Annotated in this window: 19 protein-coding genes; 6 read left to right on the top strand and 13 right to left on the bottom strand. The window is 60.0% G+C overall.

Features of this window, described 5'->3' with window-relative positions; translation table 11 throughout:
* Positions 1-63: 63 nt before the first annotated feature.
* Genes ubiB through ubiE form a run of 3 tightly spaced genes read right to left on the bottom strand, consistent with a single transcriptional unit; the run spans position 64 to position 3058 of the window.
* Entirely contained in the window at positions 64-1668 is a 1605-nt protein-coding gene (gene ubiB, locus J3D54_RS06330; RefSeq protein WP_253417163.1) for a ubiquinone biosynthesis regulatory protein kinase UbiB, read from the bottom strand.
* Entirely contained in the window at positions 1665-2288 is a 624-nt protein-coding gene (locus tag J3D54_RS06325) for an SCP2 domain-containing protein (RefSeq protein WP_105340598.1), read from the bottom strand. Before J3D54_RS06325 ends, ubiB begins: the two co-directional genes overlap by 4 nt.
* Positions 2288-3058, bottom strand: a complete 771-nt coding sequence (gene ubiE, locus J3D54_RS06320; protein ID WP_007936800.1) for a bifunctional demethylmenaquinone methyltransferase/2-methoxy-6-polyprenyl-1,4-benzoquinol methylase UbiE — start codon at positions 3056-3058, stop codon at positions 2288-2290. Before ubiE ends, J3D54_RS06325 begins: the two co-directional genes overlap by 1 nt.
* 153 nt (positions 3059-3211) lie before the next feature.
* On the opposite strand from ubiE, the gene J3D54_RS06315 reads away from it, so the two are divergent.
* The 3 genes from J3D54_RS06315 (at position 3212) to J3D54_RS06305 (ending at position 4982) form a co-directional block, all read left to right on the top strand.
* On the top strand, positions 3212-3487 hold the full coding sequence (locus J3D54_RS06315; protein WP_018929158.1) for a polyhydroxyalkanoic acid system family protein: 276 nt from the start codon (positions 3212-3214) through the stop codon (positions 3485-3487).
* A 252-nt stretch (positions 3488-3739) separates the two neighbouring features.
* Positions 3740-4162: a phasin family protein gene (locus J3D54_RS06310; RefSeq protein WP_253417162.1), complete on the top strand. Its 423-nt coding sequence runs from the start codon at positions 3740-3742 to the stop codon at positions 4160-4162.
* A gap of 10 nt (positions 4163-4172) precedes the next feature.
* Positions 4173-4982: a phasin family protein gene (locus tag J3D54_RS06305; RefSeq protein ID WP_253417161.1), complete on the top strand. Its 810-nt coding sequence runs from the start codon at positions 4173-4175 to the stop codon at positions 4980-4982.
* Between the two features lie 68 nt (positions 4983-5050).
* On the opposite strand, the gene J3D54_RS06300 is transcribed toward J3D54_RS06305, so the two are convergent.
* The 10 genes from J3D54_RS06300 to J3D54_RS06255 all read right to left on the bottom strand — a co-directional run bounded on the left by J3D54_RS06300 (position 5051) and on the right by J3D54_RS06255 (position 18155).
* Positions 5051-5668: a TetR/AcrR family transcriptional regulator gene (locus J3D54_RS06300; RefSeq protein WP_253417160.1), complete on the bottom strand. Its 618-nt coding sequence runs from the start codon at positions 5666-5668 to the stop codon at positions 5051-5053.
* Positions 5669-5727: 59 nt separating this feature from the next.
* Complete coding sequence (gene phaC, locus J3D54_RS06295) at positions 5728-7410, bottom strand: class II poly(R)-hydroxyalkanoic acid synthase (RefSeq protein ID WP_253417159.1); 1683 nt, start codon at positions 7408-7410, stop codon at positions 5728-5730.
* Positions 7411-7538: 128 nt separating this feature from the next.
* The gene (gene phaZ / locus J3D54_RS06290; protein ID WP_086944125.1) at positions 7539-8393 is read right to left on the bottom strand and encodes a poly(3-hydroxyalkanoate) depolymerase; all 855 of its coding nucleotides are present in this window, start codon (positions 8391-8393) and stop codon (positions 7539-7541) included.
* Positions 8394-8545: 152 nt separating this feature from the next.
* Positions 8546-10225 carry a class II poly(R)-hydroxyalkanoic acid synthase gene (phaC, locus tag J3D54_RS06285; protein ID WP_253417158.1) on the bottom strand — a complete coding sequence of 560 codons (1680 nt, stop codon included), beginning with the start codon at positions 10223-10225 and terminating at the stop codon, positions 8546-8548.
* 256 nt (positions 10226-10481) lie between these two features.
* Complete coding sequence (locus J3D54_RS06280; protein ID WP_019581848.1) at positions 10482-10859, bottom strand: gamma-butyrobetaine hydroxylase-like domain-containing protein; 378 nt, start codon at positions 10857-10859, stop codon at positions 10482-10484.
* A 165-nt stretch (positions 10860-11024) separates the two neighbouring features.
* Positions 11025-12365: an ATP-dependent protease ATPase subunit HslU gene (gene hslU / locus J3D54_RS06275; RefSeq protein ID WP_253417157.1), complete on the bottom strand. Its 1341-nt coding sequence runs from the start codon at positions 12363-12365 to the stop codon at positions 11025-11027.
* 54 nt (positions 12366-12419) lie between these two features.
* Complete coding sequence (hslV, locus tag J3D54_RS06270; RefSeq protein WP_007936812.1) at positions 12420-12950, bottom strand: ATP-dependent protease subunit HslV; 531 nt, start codon at positions 12948-12950, stop codon at positions 12420-12422.
* Positions 12951-13248: 298 nt separating this feature from the next.
* A complete protein-coding gene (locus tag J3D54_RS06265; RefSeq protein WP_007936813.1) occupies positions 13249-13959 on the bottom strand; it encodes an SPOR domain-containing protein in 711 nt (236 codons plus the stop codon).
* A gap of 1 nt (position 13960) precedes the next feature.
* Positions 13961-15697, bottom strand: a complete 1737-nt coding sequence (gene argS / locus J3D54_RS06260) for an arginine--tRNA ligase (protein WP_253417156.1) — start codon at positions 15695-15697, stop codon at positions 13961-13963.
* 238 nt (positions 15698-15935) lie between these two features.
* Positions 15936-18155 carry a primosomal protein N' gene (locus J3D54_RS06255; RefSeq protein ID WP_253417155.1) on the bottom strand — a complete coding sequence of 740 codons (2220 nt, stop codon included), beginning with the start codon at positions 18153-18155 and terminating at the stop codon, positions 15936-15938.
* Positions 18156-18485: 330 nt separating this feature from the next.
* On the opposite strand from J3D54_RS06255, the gene rpmE reads away from it, so the two are divergent.
* From rpmE to J3D54_RS06240, 3 genes are all read left to right on the top strand, one after another.
* The gene (rpmE, locus tag J3D54_RS06250; RefSeq protein ID WP_018929146.1) at positions 18486-18704 is read left to right on the top strand and encodes a 50S ribosomal protein L31; all 219 of its coding nucleotides are present in this window, start codon (positions 18486-18488) and stop codon (positions 18702-18704) included.
* Between the two features lie 35 nt (positions 18705-18739).
* Positions 18740-19528 (top strand): thermonuclease family protein, encoded by a 789-nt coding sequence (locus tag J3D54_RS06245; protein WP_253417154.1) that lies wholly within the window; start codon positions 18740-18742, stop codon positions 19526-19528.
* A gap of 183 nt (positions 19529-19711) precedes the next feature.
* Entirely contained in the window at positions 19712-20980 is a 1269-nt protein-coding gene (locus J3D54_RS06240) for a malic enzyme-like NAD(P)-binding protein (RefSeq protein WP_253417153.1), read from the top strand.
* Positions 20981-21108 lie beyond the last annotated feature (128 nt).

Raw genomic sequence — 21108 nt, 5'->3', positions numbered from 1 at the left:
GGGCTCTACTTCTATAGCTGAGCCCAGGCGTTCAAACAGTGTGCCAGCCGATGATCCAACTGGCTATCGGCGAACGACCAGATACAAGCCGATAGCCACCATGATTCCGGCGGGCCAATGCCCCAGTTCGTGTAACGGGCCACCGGCTGCGAGTATCGTGCCACCCGCCAGATGAGCGGTACCGAGCAGGCGCAGGAACACGTCGTCCTTGCGCCTGTGCCACGGCGGCGTCGGGTCGTTGGCGGGAGGTTGGGACACACGCTCAAGCAGGTCGCGGGCCATGTTGGCCAGGTGCGGGATTTGCTCGAACTGGCTTTGCACGTTGCCCAGCAAGGCTTTGGGGCTGACGCGCTCGCGCATCCAGCGTTCGAGGAACGGCTGGGCGGTGTTCCACAGATCGAGGTCCGGGTACAGCTGACGGCCCAGGCCTTCGATGTTCAACAGGGTTTTTTGCAGCAAGACCAACTGCGGCTGCACTTCCATGTTGAAGCGTCGGGCGGTCTGGAACAGGCGCATCAGCACCTGACCGAAGGAAATATCTTTTAACGGTTTTTCGAAAATCGGTTCGCACACGGTGCGGATCGCCGCTTCGAACTCGTTGAGTTTGGTTTCCGCCGGTACCCAGCCCGAGTCGATGTGCAACTGCGCGACGCGCCGGTAATCACGTTTGAAGAACGCGAACAGGTTGCGCGCCAGATAGTCCTGGTCTTCCGGGGTCAGGCTGCCGACGATGCCGCAGTCGATGGCGATGTACTGCGGGCTCCAGGGCTGCACGGTGCTGACGAAAATGTTGCCGGGGTGCATGTCGGCGTGGAAGAAGCTGTCGCGGAATACCTGGGTGAAGAAGATCTCCACACCACGCTCGGCGAGCATTTTCATGTCGGTGCGCTGATCGGCCAGGGTCGCGAGGTCGGTGACCTGAATCCCGTAGATGCGCTCCATCACCAGCACTTTCGGTCGGCACCAGTCCCAATAGACTTGCGGCACATACAGCAGCGGCGAACCGTCGAAGTTGCGTTTCAACTGGCTGGCGTTGGCCGCCTCGCGCAGCAGGTCGAGTTCGTCGTAGATGGTTTTTTCGTAGTCGCTGACCACGTCCACCGGGTGCAGCAAGCGGGCATCGGCGGAGAGTTTTTCCGCAGCGCGGGCAAGAATGAACAGCCATGCCAGGTCCTGGGCAATCACCGGTTTCAGGCCCGGGCGGATCACCTTGACCACCACTTCTTCACCGGTTTTCAGCTGCGCAGCGTGCACCTGCGCCACCGAGGCGGAGGCCAGCGGTTCGACGTCGAAACGTGAGAAGACTTCACTGATCTTCTTGCCGAGTTGCTCTTCGATCAGCCGGATCGACACTTGCGAGTCGAACGGCGGCACGCGGTCCTGCAACATCATCAGCTCATCGGCGATGTCTTCGGGCAGCAGGTCGCGGCGTGTCGAAAGGATCTGGCCGAACTTGATGAAAATCGGCCCAAGGTCCTGCAACGCCAGGCGCAATCGTGCGCCACGGCTCAGGTCCAGGGGCTTGCGCGGGAACCAGCGCCACGGCAAGGCATAGCGCAGCGCCAGCAGAAACCAGGGCAATGGCAGGGCGAACAGCAGGTCATCGAGGCGGTAGCGGATCACGACGCGCTGGATGCGCAACAAACGGCGGACGGCAAGCAGCTTCATGCGTTATCGCTTGGGTCGAGGGATCGGGAAAGGCGCTCGAAACGCGCCTCGAGTCGTTCCAGATCGAGCTTGATCTGGTCCAGTTCACTGAAACGGGCTTCGGCTTCGCGCTGACCGACGAGGGTGCGCGATTCTTCGGCCAGGTACTCGCCCAGGTTCTGGTTGAGGCTGGCGAACCCTTGCTGATACCAGCGTGCACGACTGCGCAGGTGACCGCCAACCAGTTGCGTGGCCACAGGTCCCAGCCAGCGTGAGAGTTCGTACTCCCAGTCCAGCTCAAGGTCCTGCAGGATCGCCGCGAGTTCCAGCAGTACGCCGCTGTCGCCGTCGAGTTCCACTTCCGGGCCATGCAGCACGGAAGTCTTGTCTTTGCTCGTCGCCAGTTTCAGCAGGCTTGAGGCCGGTGCGCGCAAGGTGCAGTCGGCACCGGTTTCCCACTGGGAGGCGAGCATCAGGCCTTCATCGCTGGGCAGGATGAACACTTGCAGCGCCGGGCTGCGGCAGTCGACGGCAATTACCTTGCCACTCAAATGCGCCAGCCGTGGCAGCGCCGTGCTGTCGAGACGCAGCACCCGGTTCAGACCGAGCTCAACGCTGGCGAGCAGGCCGGCCAGCAACATCAGGGTTTGATGCCGCGGTGCAGGGCGACGATGCCAGCGGTCATGTTGTGGTAGGTCACGCGGTCGAAACCGGCCTCGACCATCATCGACTTCAGGGTTTCCTGATTCGGGTGCATGCGGATCGATTCGGCCAGGTAGCGATAGCTTTCCGAGTCATTGGTGATCAGCTTGCCCATCAACGGCATGAAGGCGAACGAATAGGCATCGTAGGCTTTGGACATCAGAGCGTTGGTCGGCTTGGAGAACTCCAGCACCAGCAGACGACCGCCGGGCTTGAGCACGCGCAGCATCGAGCGCAGGGCGTCTTCTTTATGCGTCACGTTGCGCAGGCCGAAAGCGATGGTCACGCAGTCGAAGTGGTTGTCCGGGAAGGGCAGCTTTTCAGCGTCGGCCTGGACGAATTCGACATTGCCGGACACACCCAGATCCAGCAGGCGGTCACGACCGACCTTGAGCATGGATTCGTTGATGTCGGCCAACACTACCTGACCAGTCGGTCCCACAAGATGCGAAAACTTTTTGGTCAGGTCGCCAGTGCCGCCGGCGATGTCCAGCACGCGGTTACCGGCACGCACGCCCGACAGTTCAATCGCGAAACGCTTCCACAGACGGTGCATGCCGCCCGACAGGAGGTCGTTCATCAAGTCGTACTTGGCGGCTACCGAGTGGAAAACCTCGGCGACTTTTTCCGCTTTCTGGCTTTCCGGAACGTTTTTGAAGCCGAAGTGAGTGGTGGGTTCGGCATCGCTGCCTTTGCGCTGATCAGTCATATCGCTGTCACCAAAAGAGAATGCGGGCATTCTAATCCCGGTGGCCTGCTTTGTCTTGGCAAGGCTGAAGGTAAGATATAGAGAAGCCGGGACGTTTTGACGCAGTAACGGTCAAGATGCCTCAGGAAGTATTCATAAAGCAGGAGTCATTCGATGGCCCATATCAGTGTTGAGCGTGCCCACGGCCTGGGTAAGGAAGCGGCCCGCGAGAAGGCCGACAAGTTGGCGCAGAAGTTGTCCGATCAATATGGCCTGGAGCCGCAGTGGTCCGGCGACACCCTGAACCTCAAGCGTTCCGGTGTGAAAGGCGCGGTGCATGTGGGCGAGGATTCGATCAGGGTCGATGTCGAACTGGGGCTGTTGATGTCCGCCATGAGCGGCACCATCAAATCGGAAATCGAAAGGGCTCTCGACAAAGCCCTCGCGTAACTCGATCTAATCGTGAAATGCGATCTCTGTGGGAGCGGGCTTGCCCGCGAAGGCAGTGTTCCAGTCACAGAATATGTGGTGGATGTACCGACCCCTTCGCGGGCAAGCCCGCTCCCACAGGTTCGGTGGCGTTCCTACCTACTTGTTTATGTCATTTGTTAGGGTGCTGTTTCTAATTTTTCTCCCTACTTTGTGCCTGAGCCCGACACTTTCGCGGGCAGTTCCTCAACCCTTCTGCGCGTGAGGTGGACCATGGCCAAAGTTATTTTGAAGAAAAAAGTCGACGTTGAGACCAGCACTCTGAACGACGTCAAATCGTATGCCCGCAAGATCTGGCTGGCGAGCCTGGGTGCTTACACCAAGGTCGGTCAAGAGGGTGGCGAGTACGTTCAAGAGTTGATCAAGGCTGGTCAAGCTGTTGAAAAGAAAGGAAAAAAAGTAGTTGCTGAGAAACTTGAAGCGGCTAATGCCGAGATCGATGAAGCCAAGAGTGAAGTGACTACTTTCAAAGGCAAAGTCGAACTTCAACTCGACAAAGTCGAGAAGGCTTTCGATACGCGTATCGCAAGTGCCTTGAATCGTATCGGCATTCCGTCTAAACATGACGTGGAGACACTCTCTGCTAAGCTCGATGAGCTGACAGCATTGCTCGAACGTGTCGCGCGTAAATCTTAAGGAGAACGGGATGGCTGGCAAAAAGAATACTGAAAAAGAAGGCAGCTCGTGGATCGGGAAGGTCGAAGACTACTCCCGCAAGATCTGGCTGGCTGGTTTAGGCGTGTACTCGAAGATTGATTCTGACGGCAGCAAACTCTTCGATGCATTGGTTAAGGACGGCGAGAAAGCCGAGAAGCTCACCAAGAGCGCTGTCGGCAAGAAAGTCGATGCTGCCAAGGACTCCGCTTCGTCGGCCAAGTCGCGCATCAGCGGCGTGAAAGATCGCGCACTGGGCAAGTGGGATGAGCTGGAAGGGGCTTTCGACAAGCGCCTGAACAGCGCCATTTCGCGCCTGGGTGTGCCGAGCCGCAATGAAGTCAAAGCACTGCACAGCAAGGTCGATACCCTGACCAAGCAAATCGAAAAACTCACCGGTGCCAAGGTTGCGCCTGTTGCGGCGAAAACCGCGGCGGCCAAACCGGCAGCTAAAAGCGCTGCCAAACCATTGGCCAAGGCTGCCGCGAAACCTGCAGCCAAAACTGCTGCTGCGAAACCTGCAGCCAAAGCGGCCGCTAAACCCGCTGCAAAAGCTGCTGCTAAACCAGCCGCTAAACCGGCGGCCAAGCCTGCAGCTAAAACCGCAGCGGCCAAACCCGCTGCTGCGAAAAAACCAGCAGTGAAAAAACCGGCAGCCCCGAAAGCGGTCGCCCCGAAACCAGCAGTGGCTGCCGCCAAGCCGGTAACCCCGGTCAGTACGGCAAACTCCGGCACTGCGCCGACCCCTGCTGTAACCCCGACTGTCGCACCGACTCCATCGGCGCCAACCAGTCAGTCCTGATTTCCAGGACGCAAAAAAACGCCCGGCCTGTAAAGGTCGGGCGTTTTTGTTTGAGCGTTGAAAAGATCTTAATGCTCTTCCAGATACTGCAACGCCAACCGCTCGGTCGCGACTTTCACCGGCGGCAACAAATGCGGCGCCACCAGCATCATGATCTGGTACACCACCAGTCGCACTTCACCTTCACGGTCGAGAATCCGCTGATAGTCCAGCGAGAACAGCAAGGTCATGGTGATTTGTTCCACCAGTTGCCCCAGCGCCTGGGTGTCACTGACCAACTGCCCCAGAGCCTTCAACTGCGCCAGCAATGAAGCCAGTGTGCGCTTCAACGCATTGAGCAGGTTGCGTATCCCCTTGGCCAGTTTCGGCAGGCGGCCGGCAAGGTTCGACAGGTCCTGGAACAGAAACCGGTATTGGGCCAGGCGTTCGACGATCAGGTGCAGGAACAGCCAGTAATCTTCGGGGGCCAATTCCACATCGGACGGTGGATCGAGCAAGGGCGTCAGTTCGGTCTGGAAGCGTTCGAACAGCCCCAGGATCAGCGGCTCCTTGCCGTGGAAGTGGTAGTAGAGGTTGCCCGGGCTGATGCCCATTTCGTTGGCCACCTCCATGGTGGAAACGTTCGGTTCGCCCTTCTGATTGAACAACTGCAGGGCACATTCGAGAATCCGGTCGCGGGTTTTCATCCAGTCTTCTTAATGGTCGAGTCAGACCACGGCCATTGTCGGCCGTGGTTCGTTGAACGTCAGCGCACGCGCACGTAAGTACCGGGTGCCGCCTCCATCGGTGGATAGTTCTGGTTGCCGAGGGTCATCTGGGTTTCGCGCAGTGCGCCGGAGCGTTCCTGAATCCAGCTCAGCCATTGCGTCCACCAACTGCCATCGACGCGTTTAGCGTCGTAATACCAGGCCCGCGGGTCGCTGCTCAGTTTCAGGTTCTCGACGTAGTTGGCTTTCGAATTGTGCGGCGGGTTGAGAATGCTCTGCACATGGCCGCTGCTGGACAGCACGAAGCGCCGCTCGCCACCCAGCAGCAAGGTCGAGCGATACACCGCATCCCACGGGGTGATGTGATCGTTCATGCCGGCCACGCTGAAACTGTCGACGGTGACTTTCTGCAGGTCGATCGGTGTGCCGCACACTTCCAGTCCGCCCGGATGATTCAGCGGGTTGTGCTTGAAGAAATCCAGCAGGTCGCCATGAAACGCTGCCGGCAGGCGTGTGTTGTCATTGTTCCAGTAGAGGATGTCGAACGCCGCCGGCTCTTTGCCCAACAGGTAGTTATTGACGAAGTAATTCCAGATCAAGTCGTTGGGGCGCATCCAGGCAAAAACCCTGGCCATGTCGCGACCTTCCAGAACGCCCTTCTGATACGAGCGGCGCTTGGCCGCTTCCAGGGTCTGTTCATCGACGAAGAGGGTTGCCGGGCTTTCAATCTGACTGTCGAGCAGGCTCACCAGATAGGTCGCGCTGGACACCCGCCGTAGTTGTCGCTTGGCCTGCAAGTGCCCTTGCAGCGCGGCGATGGTCAGCCCGCCAGCGCAGGCGCCCATCAGGTTGACCTCGCGCGCACCGGTGATCGCCCGGCATACATTCATGGCTTCTTCGGCGGCTTGGACGTAAGACGACAGCCCCCATTCGCGGTGACGCACATCGGGGTTACGCCAGCTGATGATGAAGGTCTGCAAGCCGTTTTTAAGGGCGAACTGGACGAAGCTGTTGTTGGGGCTCAAGTCGAAAATGTAGAACTTGTTGATCTGTGGCGGCACGATCAGCAACGGTTTGGAATACTGTTTTTCGCTCATTGGCTTGTACTGGATCAGTTCCAGCAGCTCATTGCGAAACACCACGGAGCCGGTGGTGGTGGCGACTGTCTTGCCCACCTCGAACGCTTGCCTGGTGACTTGTCTGGGCAAACCGTCGTTGTGCAGCAAGTCGTCAAGCAGGTGGCCGATACCCCGCACCAGACTGTGACCGCCGGAGTTGAAGATCTCCTTGATCGCCAGCGGATTGAGCAGGGTGTTGGACGGCGCCACGGCATCGTTGATCAAGGCAAAGGCAAAGTGGGCGCGGGCGCGGTCGTCCGGGCTCAAGTTGCTCTCGTCGATCCAGTTTTTGACCTCCTTCTGCCAACTCAGGTAGGCCTGCAAGCTGCGACGATAAAAAGGGTTGAGGCTCCACGTCGGGTCGGCAAAGCGACTGTCTTGCGGATTGATCGGGTGCAGGGTCTCACCCAACAGCACGCGGCCGAGCTGGCCGCCCAGTTTCAAGGCGTGCCGGGCCGTGTACACCGGATTGCGCAGGCCGTGGGCGGCCAGGCTGCGCAAGGTTGAAAGCAAGTCCCGGCCGCGCAGACCGGTAACCGCACTCTGTGCGTTAATGAATGCAGCGGGAGTGGGCGAGGAGCCCTTCGCTGGTTTGTCGCGCATGAGTCAACACTCCTTCGTCATCAGGCCAAAAACAAACTCACCGAACAAAACACCATAGACGTTGTTGCGGATTGTTGCGCGGTACGACGTCCTGTCGACGCTCTTTTCCTGAACCAAAGCCGGGGCGGTCAACTGCCCGATGGCGCCGGATGCGGATGCATCACTGCGCGCTGACGTTCCTCTTCGAGAAACTTCATGATGATCGGTGCCACCGCTTCGGCCCGAGTAATCAAGAACAGATGCCCGTCGTCGATGATGTGCAGTTGGGCATTGGGAATTCGCCAGGCCAGCATGCGCATATTGATCAGCGGGATCAGTGGGTCGTCGTCGCCGGCCAGCACCAGGGTCGGCTGTTGGATCTTGTGCAGCCAGTGAATGCTGGTCCAGCCGAACCCGGCGAACAGCTGCCAGTAGTAGCCCAGTTTGCCTGCCGAGCGAACCCGCGCGGCGTGACTGGCCGCCAGGGTTGGATCGCGACGGAACGAGCCGCCATAGATCATCGGCGCGATGCGAATCACATGGGACGGTTGGATGTAGCGTCGTGGGCTGGCCATCATCCACAGCACTTTCGGTTTGCCCGGCACCATCACTGTGCCGGCCGCCGTGGCTGCCAGCACCAGCTTCTTGCAGCGCTCGGGATAGTCATAGGCAAATTGCTGCGCCAGGGCGCCACCCCATGACACGCCGATCACATTGACCTGCCCGTAATCGAGATAGTCGAGCATTCGCGCCGTCAGTTTCGCCAGGCCCGAAAAGCGATACGGCCGGCTGGGCGTCGATGAGCCGCCGACACCGGGTACGTCGAAGGCGATGACTTCCAGATCCGGATCCAGAGCCTGGACGAACGGAAATATCAGCTCCAGGTTGGCGCCGATGCCGTTGAAAATCAGCAAGGGCGTCAAGTGAGGCTTGCCGGGGCGTACCGCGGTGCGGAGGGTCTGCCCATCCAGGTTGACGGTACGAAATACGAACGGTTGCGGCATGCTTCGGGGCCCTGTGGGTCGCTATCTCTAATTCTTCCTCATCCACTGTGGGAGCGAGCCTGCTCGCGATTGCGGTGTGACAGTCAACACAATGGTTGGATGTACCGCCGTCATCACGAGCAGGCTCGCTCCCACAGGGTGAGGTGTGTCAGTTACCGCTCATGCACATACGTGCCTGGCGACGCTTCACCCGCGGGATAGGCCTTGTTGCCAAGGTTGGCGGGGGACTTCTTCAGTTTGCCCGAACGCTCGGCCTGCCACGCCTGCCAGTGCAGCCACCAGGAGTCGGTGTGCTTGGTGGAGTTTTCCATCCAGTCCTCGGCTTTGACCGGCATGTCGGTGCTGGTCATGTAGCGCGCTTTCGGATTGCCGGGCGGGTTCAGAATGCTCTGGATATGCCCGCTGCTGGACAGCACGAATTCGACCTTGCCACCGAACAGTTGTGCCGACTTGTAGCAAGACTTCCACGGGGTGATGTGGTCGTTGGTGCCGGCCAGGGAAAAGATGTCGGCATCGACTTGTTTAAGGTCGATCGGCGTGCCGCACACTTCCAGTGCGTTGGGGCGGATCAATGGGTTGTTTTTGAACATCTCGATCAGGTCGCCGTGGAAGGCGGCCGGCAGGCGAGTGGTGTCGTTGTTCCAGAACAGAATGTCGAACACCGGTGGCTCGTTGCCCAGCAGGTAGTTGTTGACCCAGTAGTTCCAGATCAGGTCGTTGGGGCGCATCCAGGCGAAGACTTTCGCCATGTCGCGACCTTCCAGCACGCCGGCCTGATAGGAATGACGCTTGGCGGCTTCGAGGGTCTGCTCGTCGACGAACAGGGCCACGTCGCTGTCGAGGGTGGTGTCGAGCACGCTGACCAGCAGCGTCAGGGCGTTTACCTTCTTCTCGCCGATCGCTGCGTAATGACCCAGCAGGGCGGTGCAGGTGATGCCGCCGGAGCAGGCACCGAGCATGTTCACGTCTTTGCTGCCGGTGATCGCGGTGACCACGTCGACCGCTTCCTTGAGCGCTTCGATGTAGGTCGACAGACCCCACTCGCGTTGTTCCTTGGTCGGGTTGCGCCAGCTGACGATGAACGTCTGCACGTTGTTGCGCAGGCAGAAGCGCGCCAGGCTCTTGTCCGGGCTGAGGTCGAAAACATAGAACTTGTTGATTTGCGGCGGCACCACCAGCAGTGGGCGTTCATGCACTTGCTCGGTGATCGGCTTGTACTGGATCAGCTCCAGCACGTCGTTGCGAAAGACCACCGCGCCTTCGGTCACGCCCAGGCTCTTGCCGACTTCGAACGCGCCCATGTTGACCTGGCTCGGCATACCGCCGTTGTGGATCAGATCCTTGGCCATATGGGAGAGGCCATCGAGCAGGCTTTTGCCGCCGGTTTCAAAGAAGCGTTTGATCGCCGCCGGGTTGGCCGCCGTGTTGGTCGGGGCCATGGCTTCGGTCATGAGGTTGATCACGAAATGCCCGCGGGCGACGTCCTTGGGCGAGAGGTTGCTCTTGTCGATCCAAGTGTGGAGCTCCTTGCGCCACGCCAGATAAGTTTGCAAATAACGTTTGTAGAGAGGGTTCTGACTCCAGGCCGGGTCGAGGAAACGGCGGTCGTCGCTTTGCGGCTGAAGTTCGGATTTTCCGAACAGCACGTTCTTGAGTTCGATGCCGAAATGGGCGACGTGCCTGGCACTGTGGATGGGTTGTCTGATGGCCTGGGTCAGCACCATTCGAGCGGAGCCCAGTAGATCCTTTCTACGCAGCCCAACAACAGGATTCAGTCCCAAGGTATTTTCTGAAGCCTGGAATTTCAGGTCATCGTTTTGCTTGTTACTCATCTACGACGCTCCATTGTCCTGAGGCGAGTACCTGAGCCCAGCTGTGTAGTCACACAGCAAACGCCAGGTACTACTGCTCGGGTGACCGTTAATTGCATAGCTGCTTTTCAGTTCAGAGAGCACTGCACGGAACTTGCCAGCTCCATTGGTTACCCGAGTTTAATTTTTTTCGCAAGCGGGCCAATCGTTGACCCGGCAGCCAAGCATTCAAACAGATGGAATTAGAAAATGCCCTCTAAATACCCCGAGGCCTGACCTAGAGCATCAGCTTGACGACCGATTCGTTCGGATCACGGGTCTTTCCAGCCGCTTTGAGTTCGGCAAGATAATCGTTCCACAGATCCTCTTGGCGTACGGCCAACTGGTACAGATATTCCCAGGTGAACAGTCCGCTGTCGTGGCCGTCGTCGAAGGTCAATTTCAGTGCGTACTGACCGGCCGGTTCGACCTTGCTCAGGCCTACGCCGATCTTGCCAAATTGCAGGATGGGTTTGCCGTGGCCCTGAACCTCGGCGGAAGGGGAGTGCACGCGAAGGAATTCGGCGGGCAGGTGATACTCCTCGCCCGACGCGTATTTGAGCGTCAGGGTTTTCGAGGCTTTGTGCAGTTTGATGTCGGTGGGGAGTTGGGTCATGGCCTGGCGTCCGTTCTGAGTGGATCGACAGGGATTGCGGGTCGACGCTGAACCTGTGGGAGCGGGCTTGCCCGCGAAGCTTCTATCGCCCTTGAGGACGCCTTCGCGGGCAAGCCCGCTCCCACATTTTTATCCCTGCAGATCCGCTATCGCTGTAAGTATGGCTTACAGGATATAACGGGACAGGTCTTCGTTCTGTGCCAATTCGCCCAAGTGGCTGTTGACGTAATCGGCATCGATCAGGATTGGCTTGTCCTCGTGGGTGCTGGCCAGATCGCCGGCGCTGAACGACACCTCTTCAAGCAGGCGCTCCAGCAAGGTGTGCAGGCGACGGGCGCCGATGTTCTCGGTTTTCTCGTTGACCTGCCAGGCAATCTCGGCAATACGCTTGATGCCATCGGGCTGGAATTCGATGAGCAGCCCTTCGGTTTTCAGCAGCGCGCAATACTGCTCGGTGAGCGATGCATGCGGCTCGCTGAGGATGCGTTCGAAATCTTCCGGGCTCAGGGCCTTGAGTTCGACGCGAATCGGCAGGCGACCTTGCAGCTCCGGCACCAGATCGCTCGGCTTGCTCAGATGGAACGCACCGGAGGCGATGAACAGGATGTGGTCGGTCTTGACCATGCCCAGCTTGGTGTTGACCGTGCAGCCCTCGATCAGCGGCAGCAAGTCGCGCTGTACGCCTTCACGGGATACGTCGACGCCACCGGTATTGCCGCGCTTGGCGACCTTGTCGATTTCGTCGATGAACACGATGCCGTGCTGTTCGACAGCTTCCAGCGCCTTGGCCTTCAACTCTTCTTCGTTGACCAGGCGACCGGCTTCTTCGTCGCGAACCAGTTTCAGCGCTTCCTTGACCTTGAGCTTGCGGCTCTTGCGCTTGCCCTTGCCCATGTTGGCGAACAGGCTCTGCAACTGGTTGGTCATTTCTTCCATGCCCGGTGGCGCGGAGATATCGACGCCGGTGATTTCGGCTACTTCGATTTCGATCTCCTTGTCATCCAGCTGACCTTCACGCAGGCGTTTGCGGAACAGCTGACGGGTGTTGGAGTCTTGGGACGGGGCGGCGTCGTCGTTGCTGAAGCCCATGCGTGCCGGGGGCAGCAAGGCGTCGAGAATGCGCTCTTCGGCGGCGTCTTCGGCGCGGTGGCGAACCTTGGTCATTTCCTGTTCGCGTAGCAGCTTGATCGCAGCGTCCGCCAGATCACGAATGATCGATTCGACGTCGCGGCCGACATAGCCCACTTCGGTGAATTTGGTCGCTTCGACTTTGATGAACGGCGCGTTGGCGAGTTTGGCCAGGCGACGGGCGATCTCGGTTTTACCGACACCGGTCGGGCCGATCATCAGGATGTTCTTGGGGGTGACTTCGACGCGCAGCTCTTCGGGCAGCTGCATCCGGCGCCAGCGGTTGCGCAAGGCAATGGCGACGGCGCGTTTGGCATCGTCCTGGCCGATGATATGGCGATTGAGTTCGTGGACGATTTCACGGGGGGTCATGGGCATAGTAATTGGCGGTCCTCAAGCAAAAGTGAGCCGTGGCGCTAGGCCAACACAGGCTTACTCAGCGAGATCCTGCTCCTCGATGGTGATGTTGTGGTTGGTGAACACGCAGATATCGCCAGCGATGCCCAAAGCGGTTTCGACGATTTCCCGGGCTGACAGGTCGGTCTTTTTCAACAGCGCGCTGGCCGCCGCCTGGGCGTAGCCGCCGCCGGAACCCATGGCGATCAGGCCTTCTTCGGGCTCAACCACGTCACCGTTGCCGGTGATGATCAGGGAGGCATCTTTGTTGGCGACCGCGAGCATGGCTTCGAGGCGGCTGAGGGAGCGGTCGGTGCGCCATTCTTTGGCGAGTTCGACAGCGGCGCGAACCAGGTGGCCTTGATGCTTCTCGAGCTGGCCTTCGAAACGTTCGAAGAGGGTGAAGGCGTCAGCGGTGGCCCCGGCAAAGCCGGCGATAACCTGACCGTGGTACAGGCGGCGAACTTTCTTCGCGTTGCCTTTCATCACGGTATTACCGAGCGAAACCTGGCCGTCGCCGCCCATGACGACTTTGCCGTGGCGGCGAACTGAAACGATGGTGGTCAAGGGAGAGTCTCCACGCAGCGGGGCGAAAATGCCTTATGCCAACTCATATGGGGGTGGTGGAGCGTTTTTCAACTGTAGGATGCGGCGGGGGACGAGTGGTTTGTCACTGGTGAAGGGGGATGCAAGTGAATCCCTGTGGCGAGGGGGCTTGCCCCCGTTGGGGCGCGAAGCGGCCCTAAATCGGTCGCCGCGATTGGCCAGACAGACCTTGGCGGTCGATTTTACGACTGCTTCGCAGCCGAACGGGGGCAAGCCCCCTCGCCACAAAAACAGATTGCTCCCTCAGTTGAGGAAGTAATCAACGGCTCTGGCGTTGCTGTAACAACAAGTTGCTGAAGCCGCTGCCCGCCAATTGTTTCTGGGCAGTGGTCAGTTGTTCGCGGTTGCTGAACGGGCCGACCAGCACCCGGTACCAGGTCTCGTCCTTCACCGTGCCGGACTCAACCGCCACGGCCTGACCCAACAGGATGATCTGTGCCCGAACCTTGTCGGCATCGGCTTGCTTGCGGAACGAGCCGGCCTGCAGGAAGAACTTGGTCACCGGCGCCGCTTTAGCCACCGGTGGCGCTGGCGGCGGGGTGATGCCGGCCAATGCCGCCTGAGCCCGGGCCGTGTCGATCTTCGCCGCTTCCGCAGGCGTCACTGGCGTGGTCGGTACGGCCGGCACTTGTGGCGTCGGCAGGGTTTTCTCCGGCACCGCATCCGGCGGTACGATCACTTCCGATTCCGGCAGCAAGGTGTAGAAGTCGTACTTCGGCTTCACTGGCTGCGTCGGGCTCGGCGGGGTCTTGTTGGCTTCGGCGATCTTGGTGGCTTTCTGCTGCTGCTCGACCTTCTCGCGCTTGACGCTGTCACTGCCCTTGCCCGGCTCCAGTTTCATCAGGAACACAATGAACGCGCCGACCGTCAGGCCGATGGCCATCCACAGCCAGCCCGGAATCGGTTGCTTTGCAGGAGCTTGGTAACGGCTGGCGCCACGCTTGGGTGCAGGTTTTTTCTTGGCAGCCAACTTACATACGCTCCAGAGTTTCCAGACCCAAGAGTTCCAGGCCTTGCTTGAGAGTGCGGCCGGTCAGTGCGGCAAGGCGCAGACGGCTTTGCATTTGCACCGGGGTGTCGGCGCTGAGGATCGGGCAGTTCTCGTAGAAACTGGAGAACAGGCCGGCAACATCGTACAGGTAGGTGCAGAGGATGTGCGGTGTACCTTTGTCCGCCACGTTATTCAGGATTTCGCCGAACTGCGCCAGTTTCGCCGCCAGCTCATGTTCGTGCGGCGCTTCGAGGACGATCTGCCCTTCGACTTCGCTGAAGTCCTTGCCGAGTTTGCGGAACACGCCGGCCACGCGGGTGTAGGCGTACAGCAGGTACGGCGCGGTATTGCCTTCGAAGTTCAGCATCAGGTCGAAGTTGAAGCTGTAGTCGCTGGTGCGGTGCTTGGACAGGTCGGCGTACTTCACCGCGCCAATGCCCACGACTTTGGCGATGTTGCGCAACTCGTCTTCGGCCAGCTCCGGGTTCTTCTCCTTCACCAGTGTGTAGGCGCGTTCCTGGGCTTCGGTCAGAAGGTCGATCAGCTTCACGGTGCCGCCGTCACGGGTCTTGAATGGACGACCGTCGGCGCCGTTCATGGTGCCGAAGCCCATGTGTTCCATTTCCATCGGGTGCGTCACGAAACCGGCCAGGCGCGCGACCTGGAACACTTGCTGGAAGTGCAGGGCCTGGCGCTGGTCGACGAAATACAGTGCGCGATCGGCCTTGAGCTTGCCGCTGCGGTAGCGCACGGCCGCCAGGTCGGTGGTGGCGTAGAGGTAGCCGCCGTCGGCCTTGACGATGATCACCGGCAGCGGATCGCCATCGGCGTTCTTGAACTCGTCGAGGAACACGCATTGAGCGCCGTTGCTCTCGACCAGCATGCCCTTGGCCTTGAGGTCGTTGACCACGTTGATCAGGTCGTCGTTGTAGGCGCTTTCACCCATCACGTCGGCCATGGTCAGTTTGACGTTCAGCAATTCGTAGATTTTCTGGCAGTGGGACAGCGAGATGTCCTTGAACTTGGTCCACAGCGCCAGGCAGTCCGGGTCGCCGGCTTGCAGCTTGACCACCAGGCCACGGGCGCGGTCGGCGAACGCTTCGGATTCGTCGAAGCGTTGCTTGGCGGCGCGGTAGAAGTTTTCCAGGTCCGACAGTTCGTCGCTGGTAATCGGGTTTTCCTGCAGGTAAGCCATCAACATGCCGAACTGGGTGCCCCAGTCGCCGACGTGGTTCTGACGGATCACGGTGTCGCCGAGGAATTCCAGCACCCGGGCCACGCCGTCGCCGATGATGGTCGAGCGCAAGTGGCCGACGTGCATCTCTTTGGCCAGGTTCGGTGCTGACAGGTCAACCACGGTGCGCTGCACTGGACCGGCCTTGCGTACGCCGATGTGGTCGTTGGCCAGGGCCGCGTCCAGACGAGTCGCCAGGGCTTGAGTGTTCTGGAAGAAGTTCAGGAAGCCAGGGCCGGCGATTTCGGTTTTGGAGACGTTCTCGTCAGCCGGTAGCGCGGCGATGATTTTCTCGGCCAGGTCACGGGGTTTCATGCCGGCTGGCTTGGCCAGCATCATCGCGATGTTGCTGGCGAAGTCGCCGTGAGTCTTGTCACGGGAGTTTTCCACCTGGATCGCCGGCGACAGGCCTTCAGGCAACACACCTTCGTTGACGAGTTGGGTGATGGCTTGTTGGATCAGCTGGCGAATGGTGTCTTTCATGGTCTTCTCTTTCGACCGCAGGCGCGGCGGCGCTTCAGTGCGCTGGTGGAAAAACTGGGCATTATCCGTTGCGAAGACGGGCTTGCCAACTATAGCGGGCAGGTTATGGATATGTGGTGACAAATCGGCCGCCTTCGCGGGCAAGCCCGCTCCCACAGGGTAAGTGGTATGACGTGGAGCATGTAAACAACGCAGATCCCTGTGGGAGCCGGGCTTGCCCGCGATGGCGATCTTGAATTCAATACAAATCGACGGGGTCCACATCCAGAGACCAACGCACCGCCCGCCCGCTCGGCATCTGCTCCAACGCCAGCAACCAACTGCTCAGCAATCGATGCAGCGGCGCTCGGGCCGTGGCTTGCAGCAGCAATTGTGCGCGATAACGCCCGGCCCGGCGCTCCATTGGTGCCGGCACCGGCCCCAGCAACTCGATACCGGTCAGATGCTGCTCGCCCAGAAGTCGCTCGGCCTCGCTGCACGCCTCATCCAGAAAACCTTCGGCCTGCCCCGGTTTATGCGCTTCGGCCCGCAGCAGCGCGAGATGCGCAAATGGCGGTAACCCGGCGGAGCGGCGTTCGCTCAATGCCTGTTCGGCGAAGGCGAAATAGCCCTGCTCGGTCAGTTGTACCAGCAGTGGGTGGTCCGCCAAGTGCGTCTGGATGATCACTTTGCCCGGCTCTTCGGCTCGGCCCGCGCGCCCGGCGACCTGGACGATCAACTGCGCCATGCGCTCGCTGGCGCGGAAGTCACCAGAGAACAGTCCGCCGTCGGCATCGAGAATCGACACCAGGGTCACGCGAGGAAAGTGGTGCCCTTTGGCAAGCATCTGTGTGCCGACCAGAATGCACGGCTGGCCTTTCTGGATGGTTGCGAATAATTGATTCATCGCGTCTTTGCGCGAAGTGCTGTCGCGGTCGACCCGCAGCACCGGGACGTCCGGGAATAGAATCCCCAGGCGTTCCTCGGCGCGCTCGGTACCGGCGCCCACGGGCCGCAAATCGACCTTGCCGCACTTCGGGCAATGCCGGGGCACTCGTTCGACGTAGCCACAGTGGTGGCAACGCAGTTCGCCTGAACGCTGGTGCACGGTCATTCGCGCGTCGCAGCGCTGGCATTCGGACATCCAGCCGCAGTCGTGGCAGAGCAGCGTCGGGGCGAACCCTCGGCGGTTGAGGAACACCAGCACCTGCTGGCCGGCGGCGAGGGTCTGACCGATGGCTTGCTGCATCGGTCCGGAAATGCCGCTGTCCAGTGGACGACTTTTCACGTCCAGGCGCAGGAAGCGCGGTTGCTTGGCGCCACCGGCCCGCTCATTCAGGCGTAAGAGACCGTAACGGCCGGTGTAGGCGTTTTGCAGGCTTTCCAGCGACGGCGTGGCGGAGCCGAGCACGATCGGGATGTTTTCCTGTCGGGCACGAACCAGCGCCAGATCGCGGGCGTGGTAGCGCAAGCCTTCTTGCTGTTTATAGGAGCCGTCGTGCTCTTCATCGATGATGATCAGGCCGGGGTTCTTCATTGGCGTGAACAGCGCCGAGCGGGTGCCGATAATAATGTCGGCTTCGCCGTCCCGTGCGGCCAGCCAGGCGTCCAGGCGCTCACGGTCGTTGACGGCGGAGTGGATCAGCGCGATGCGTGCATTGAAGCGCTGCTCGAAGCGCGCCAGGGTTTGCGGGCCGAGGTTGATCTCCGGGATCAGCACCAAGGCTTGCTTGCCGGCCTCCAGCGTTTCGCGGATCAGCTGCAAATAGACTTCGGTCTTGCCGCTGCCGGTGACGCCAGCCAGCAGGAACGCGTGATAACTGTCGAACCCGGCCCGAATCGCTTCATAAGCGGCGCGCTGCTCCGGGTTGAGCGGCAATTCCGGTTGTGCCAGCCAGTGTTCGTGGCGAGCGCCGGGCGCGTGCCTGCGGATGTCTACCTGCACCAGATCCTTGGCCAGCAACAGATCGAGGCTGTCCTTGCTCAGCATCAGTTTGCTCAGCAACTGATGGGCGACGCCGTGGGGATGTTGAGCCAGGGTCGCCAAGGCTTCACGCTGCCGCGGGGCGCGTGCGATGCGCGGGTCATCGAGGCTGGCGCCGGGCGCGGCGGACCAGAACCGCTCCTGACGGGCTTCGGCCAGCTCACCCTGACGCAGCAACACCGGCAGCGCCCAGCTCAACGTGTCGCCGAGGCTGTGCTGATAATACTGGGAGGTCCACAGGCACAGCTTGAACAGCGCGGGTGGCAGCGGCGGTACGGCATCGAGCAGGGCCAGCGCCGGTTTGAGCTTTTCTGTCGGGACTTCGCTGTGGTCGGTGATCTCCACCAGAATCCCGATCATCTCCCGCCGGCCGAACGGCACCCGCAAACGCATGCCCGGGTGTAACTGGGCGCGCAGGACTCCGGCCGGGGCGCGATAGTCGAACAGGCGGCGCAGGGGCGAAGGCAGGGCGAGGCGCAGAATGGCGTTGGGCACGCGATTGTTTTCTCGATAGGGGAGCGATGACGAAGGCCGGGAGCCTAGCAGACGGTCGGATCGGTGTCCTCCATCAGGAAAGCGTTCAAGTGTTGGCGAGTGGATTTTGATGCCAGGCAAGGCGCTACGACGACCCATAGCGCGCTATGGGGAGGAGTAGCAACGCAGCATGGCATTATAAGACGCCGTCAACATTGAACAGTCTTTCCTGATGGAGGGTACCCATGACAGCTTGCGTGATCGGCATTGTCTGGTAGAATCCGCGGCCTAATTACGTGCGGTATTCAACAATAGTGTTGGGTGGCGGCACGCTAGCCTGAGGAAGACACCATGAAAGCTGATATCCATCCAGAATACCCAGCAGTTGCTGTTACCTGCAGCTGCGGCAACAAGTTCGAAACCCGTTCGACCTACGGCAAAGCCCTGGCGATCGACGTTTGCAACGAATGCCACCCGTTCTACACCGGTAAGCAAAAGACTCTGGACACTGGCGGCCGCGTTCAGCGTTTCGCAGACCGTTTCGGTGCTTTCGGCGCGAAAAAGGCCTAAGGCCGATCAACTTGGGAAGCCGTTACGGTTTTTCCATGCTGATGAAAAAGGCGTCCCTCGCGGGCGCCTTTTTTATGTCTGCGATTTGGCTTTCCGGTGCCCAGGCCTTCTGCCCGGCGCCGAGCGGGCTGACGCCAGTCGCGGTGCAGCGGGTGGTGGATGGCGACACCTTGCGTCTGAGCGATGGGCGCAGCGTGCGCATGATCGGTTTGAACACACCGGAGCTGGGTAAGCAGGGGCGTTCCGACGAGCCGTTCGCCGTGGCCGCGCGCAAACGCCTGGAAGCCTTGGTGGCCGCCAGCGACGGGCGGGTCGGTTTGCTGCCGGGTAAAGAAAGCAAGGACCATTACGGCCGCACCCTGGCCCATGTCTACAGCGTCGATGGCGCCAACCTCGAAGCGCAGATGCTTGCTGAAGGTCTCGGTTTTCAGGTCGCGGTAGCACCGAACGTCGAATTGGTCGGCTGCCAGCAGGCGGCGGAACGCAGTGCTCGTCAGGCCGGCCTCGGGCTGTGGCGACAGTCACCTGTGCTGAAAGCGGAGCAGATCAACGCGTCCGGCTTTGCCGTGCTCAGTGGCCGTGTGAGCAAGGTTCAGCGCAATCGCGGCGGGGTTTGGATCGAGTTGCAGGATTCAGTTGTATTGCGGGTTGCACCCAATATGCTGGGGCAATTCGATGGCGCGTCGCTTGAACAGCTCAAAGGCAAGCAAATCGAGGCTCGTGGCTGGGTCGTGGATCGTTCGCGCCGTGGCGGGCTGAAACCTGGACAGGCACGCTGGCTTTTGCCGCTGACCGATCCGGCGATGTTGCAGGTCGCACCGTAAGAAAAAATTGTAGACATTTATTCTATCGATTGTGAACAGTCTATCCCTTGTGTTCCGTGGCTCTTGGCCCAAAGTCGTAGGGCAGGGCGCTTGACAGGGGTGACTGGTCAGTCTTGTAGGGACTTTGCGACACGAGTATCCTCGGCGGTCCGTCTGTCCAACAGTAAAAAGCGGAATGCCCACATGTCTGATTTGAAAACTGCCGCTCTCGAATATCACGCCAATCCTCGTCCAGGGAAGCTGAGTGTCGAGCTCACCAAGGCCACTGCTACCGCCCGCGACCTGTCGCTGGCCTACAGCCCCGGCGTAGCCGAACCAGTACGCGAAATCGCCCGCGATCCTGAACTGGCCTACAAATACACCGGCAAAGGCAACCTGGTTGCAGTCATTTCCGATGGCACCGCGATTCTGGGCCTGGGTAACCTCGGTCCATTGGCTTCCAAGCCGGTGATGGAAGGTAAAGGTGTTCTGTTCAAGCGCTTCGCCGGCATCGACGTGTTCGACATCGAAGTCGACTCCGAAAGCCCGCAAGCCTTCATTGACACCGTCAAGCGTATCTCCATCACCTTCGGTGGCATCAACCTGGAAGACATCAAGGCACCTGAGTGCTTTGAAATCGAACGCGCTCTGATCGAGCAGTGCGACATTCCGGTATTCCACGATGACCAGCACGGTACCGCGATCGTGACCGCTGCCGGCATGATCAACGCCCTGGAAATCGCCGGTAAAACCCTGCCGGAAGCCAAGATCGTCTGCCTGGGCGCCGGTGCTGCCGCCATCTCCTGCATGAAATTGCTGGTGAGCATGGGCGCCAACATCGAAAACATCTACATGGTTGACCGTACCGGTGTGATCCACTCCGGCCGTGACGACCTGAACCAGTACAAGGCTGTGTTCGCTCACGCGACCGACAAGCGCACCCTGGCTGACGCGCTGCAAGGCGCTGACGTGTTCGTTGGCCTGTCCGGTCCGAACCTGCTGAGCGCTGAAGGCCTGAAGTCCATGGCGGCCAACCCGATCGTGTTTGCATGCTCGAACCCGGATCCGGAAATCTCCCCGGAACTGGCACACGCCACTCGCAACGACGTGATCATGGCCACCGGCCGTTCGGACTACCCAAACCAGGTCAACAACGTACTGGGCTTCCCGTTCATCTTCCGTGGTGCCCTGGACGTTCGCGCCAAGCGCATCAACGAAGAAATGAAAGTGGCTGCCGCCAACGCCCTGCGTGAACTGGCCAAACTGCCAGTGCCTCAGGAAGTGTGCGACGCCTACGGTGGTATCAAGCTGGAATTCGGTCGTGAGTACATCATTCCGAAACCAATGGATGCCCGTCTGATCACTCTGATCTCCGATGCCGTGGCCAAGGCTGCGATCGAGACTGGTGTGGCGACGCTGCCGTATCCGAAGAACTACCCGCTGAAAAGCGTGGATGACGTGTTCAACGGCTAAGCCGTTGTAACGCTTCAACCAAAGGCCCCGGCTCATTCTGAGTCGGGGCTTTTTTATATCTGAGAGATTTGCATCGTTTGTAAGGGCCTCTTCACGCGTGCAAGCCCGCTCCCACAGGGATCGCGGTG

It is taken from the genome of Pseudomonas sp. GGS8, from assembly GCF_024168645.1.
Taxonomy (GTDB): domain Bacteria; phylum Pseudomonadota; class Gammaproteobacteria; order Pseudomonadales; family Pseudomonadaceae; genus Aquipseudomonas.
This window is presented reverse-complemented; position numbering and strand designations above follow the sequence as displayed.

Bases quoted from the DNA above. Each gene is read 5' to 3' on its own strand.
- ubiB (WP_253417163.1), bottom strand. From the start codon at position 1,668: ATGAAGCTGCTTGCCGTCCGCCGTTTGTTGCGCATCCAGCGCGTCGTG.
- J3D54_RS06325 (WP_105340598.1), bottom strand. From the start codon at position 2,288: ATGTTGCTGGCCGGCCTGCTCGCCAGCGTTGAGCTCGGTCTGAACCGG.
- ubiE (WP_007936800.1), bottom strand. From the start codon at position 3,058: ATGACTGATCAGCGCAAAGGCAGCGATGCCGAACCCACCACTCACTTC.
- J3D54_RS06315 (WP_018929158.1), top strand. From the start codon at position 3,212: ATGGCCCATATCAGTGTTGAGCGTGCCCACGGCCTGGGTAAGGAAGCG.
- J3D54_RS06310 (WP_253417162.1), top strand. From the start codon at position 3,740: ATGGCCAAAGTTATTTTGAAGAAAAAAGTCGACGTTGAGACCAGCACT.
- J3D54_RS06305 (WP_253417161.1), top strand. From the start codon at position 4,173: ATGGCTGGCAAAAAGAATACTGAAAAAGAAGGCAGCTCGTGGATCGGG.
- J3D54_RS06300 (WP_253417160.1), bottom strand. From the start codon at position 5,668: ATGAAAACCCGCGACCGGATTCTCGAATGTGCCCTGCAGTTGTTCAAT.
- phaC (WP_253417159.1), bottom strand. From the start codon at position 7,410: ATGCGCGACAAACCAGCGAAGGGCTCCTCGCCCACTCCCGCTGCATTC.
- phaZ (WP_086944125.1), bottom strand. From the start codon at position 8,393: ATGCCGCAACCGTTCGTATTTCGTACCGTCAACCTGGATGGGCAGACC.
- phaC (WP_253417158.1), bottom strand. From the start codon at position 10,225: ATGAGTAACAAGCAAAACGATGACCTGAAATTCCAGGCTTCAGAAAAT.
- J3D54_RS06280 (WP_019581848.1), bottom strand. From the start codon at position 10,859: ATGACCCAACTCCCCACCGACATCAAACTGCACAAAGCCTCGAAAACC.
- hslU (WP_253417157.1), bottom strand. From the start codon at position 12,365: ATGCCCATGACCCCCCGTGAAATCGTCCACGAACTCAATCGCCATATC.
- argS (WP_253417156.1), bottom strand. From the start codon at position 15,697: ATGAAAGACACCATTCGCCAGCTGATCCAACAAGCCATCACCCAACTC.
- rpmE (WP_018929146.1), top strand. From the start codon at position 18,486: ATGAAAGCTGATATCCATCCAGAATACCCAGCAGTTGCTGTTACCTGC.
- J3D54_RS06245 (WP_253417154.1), top strand. From the start codon at position 18,740: ATGCTGATGAAAAAGGCGTCCCTCGCGGGCGCCTTTTTTATGTCTGCG.
- J3D54_RS06240 (WP_253417153.1), top strand. From the start codon at position 19,712: ATGTCTGATTTGAAAACTGCCGCTCTCGAATATCACGCCAATCCTCGT.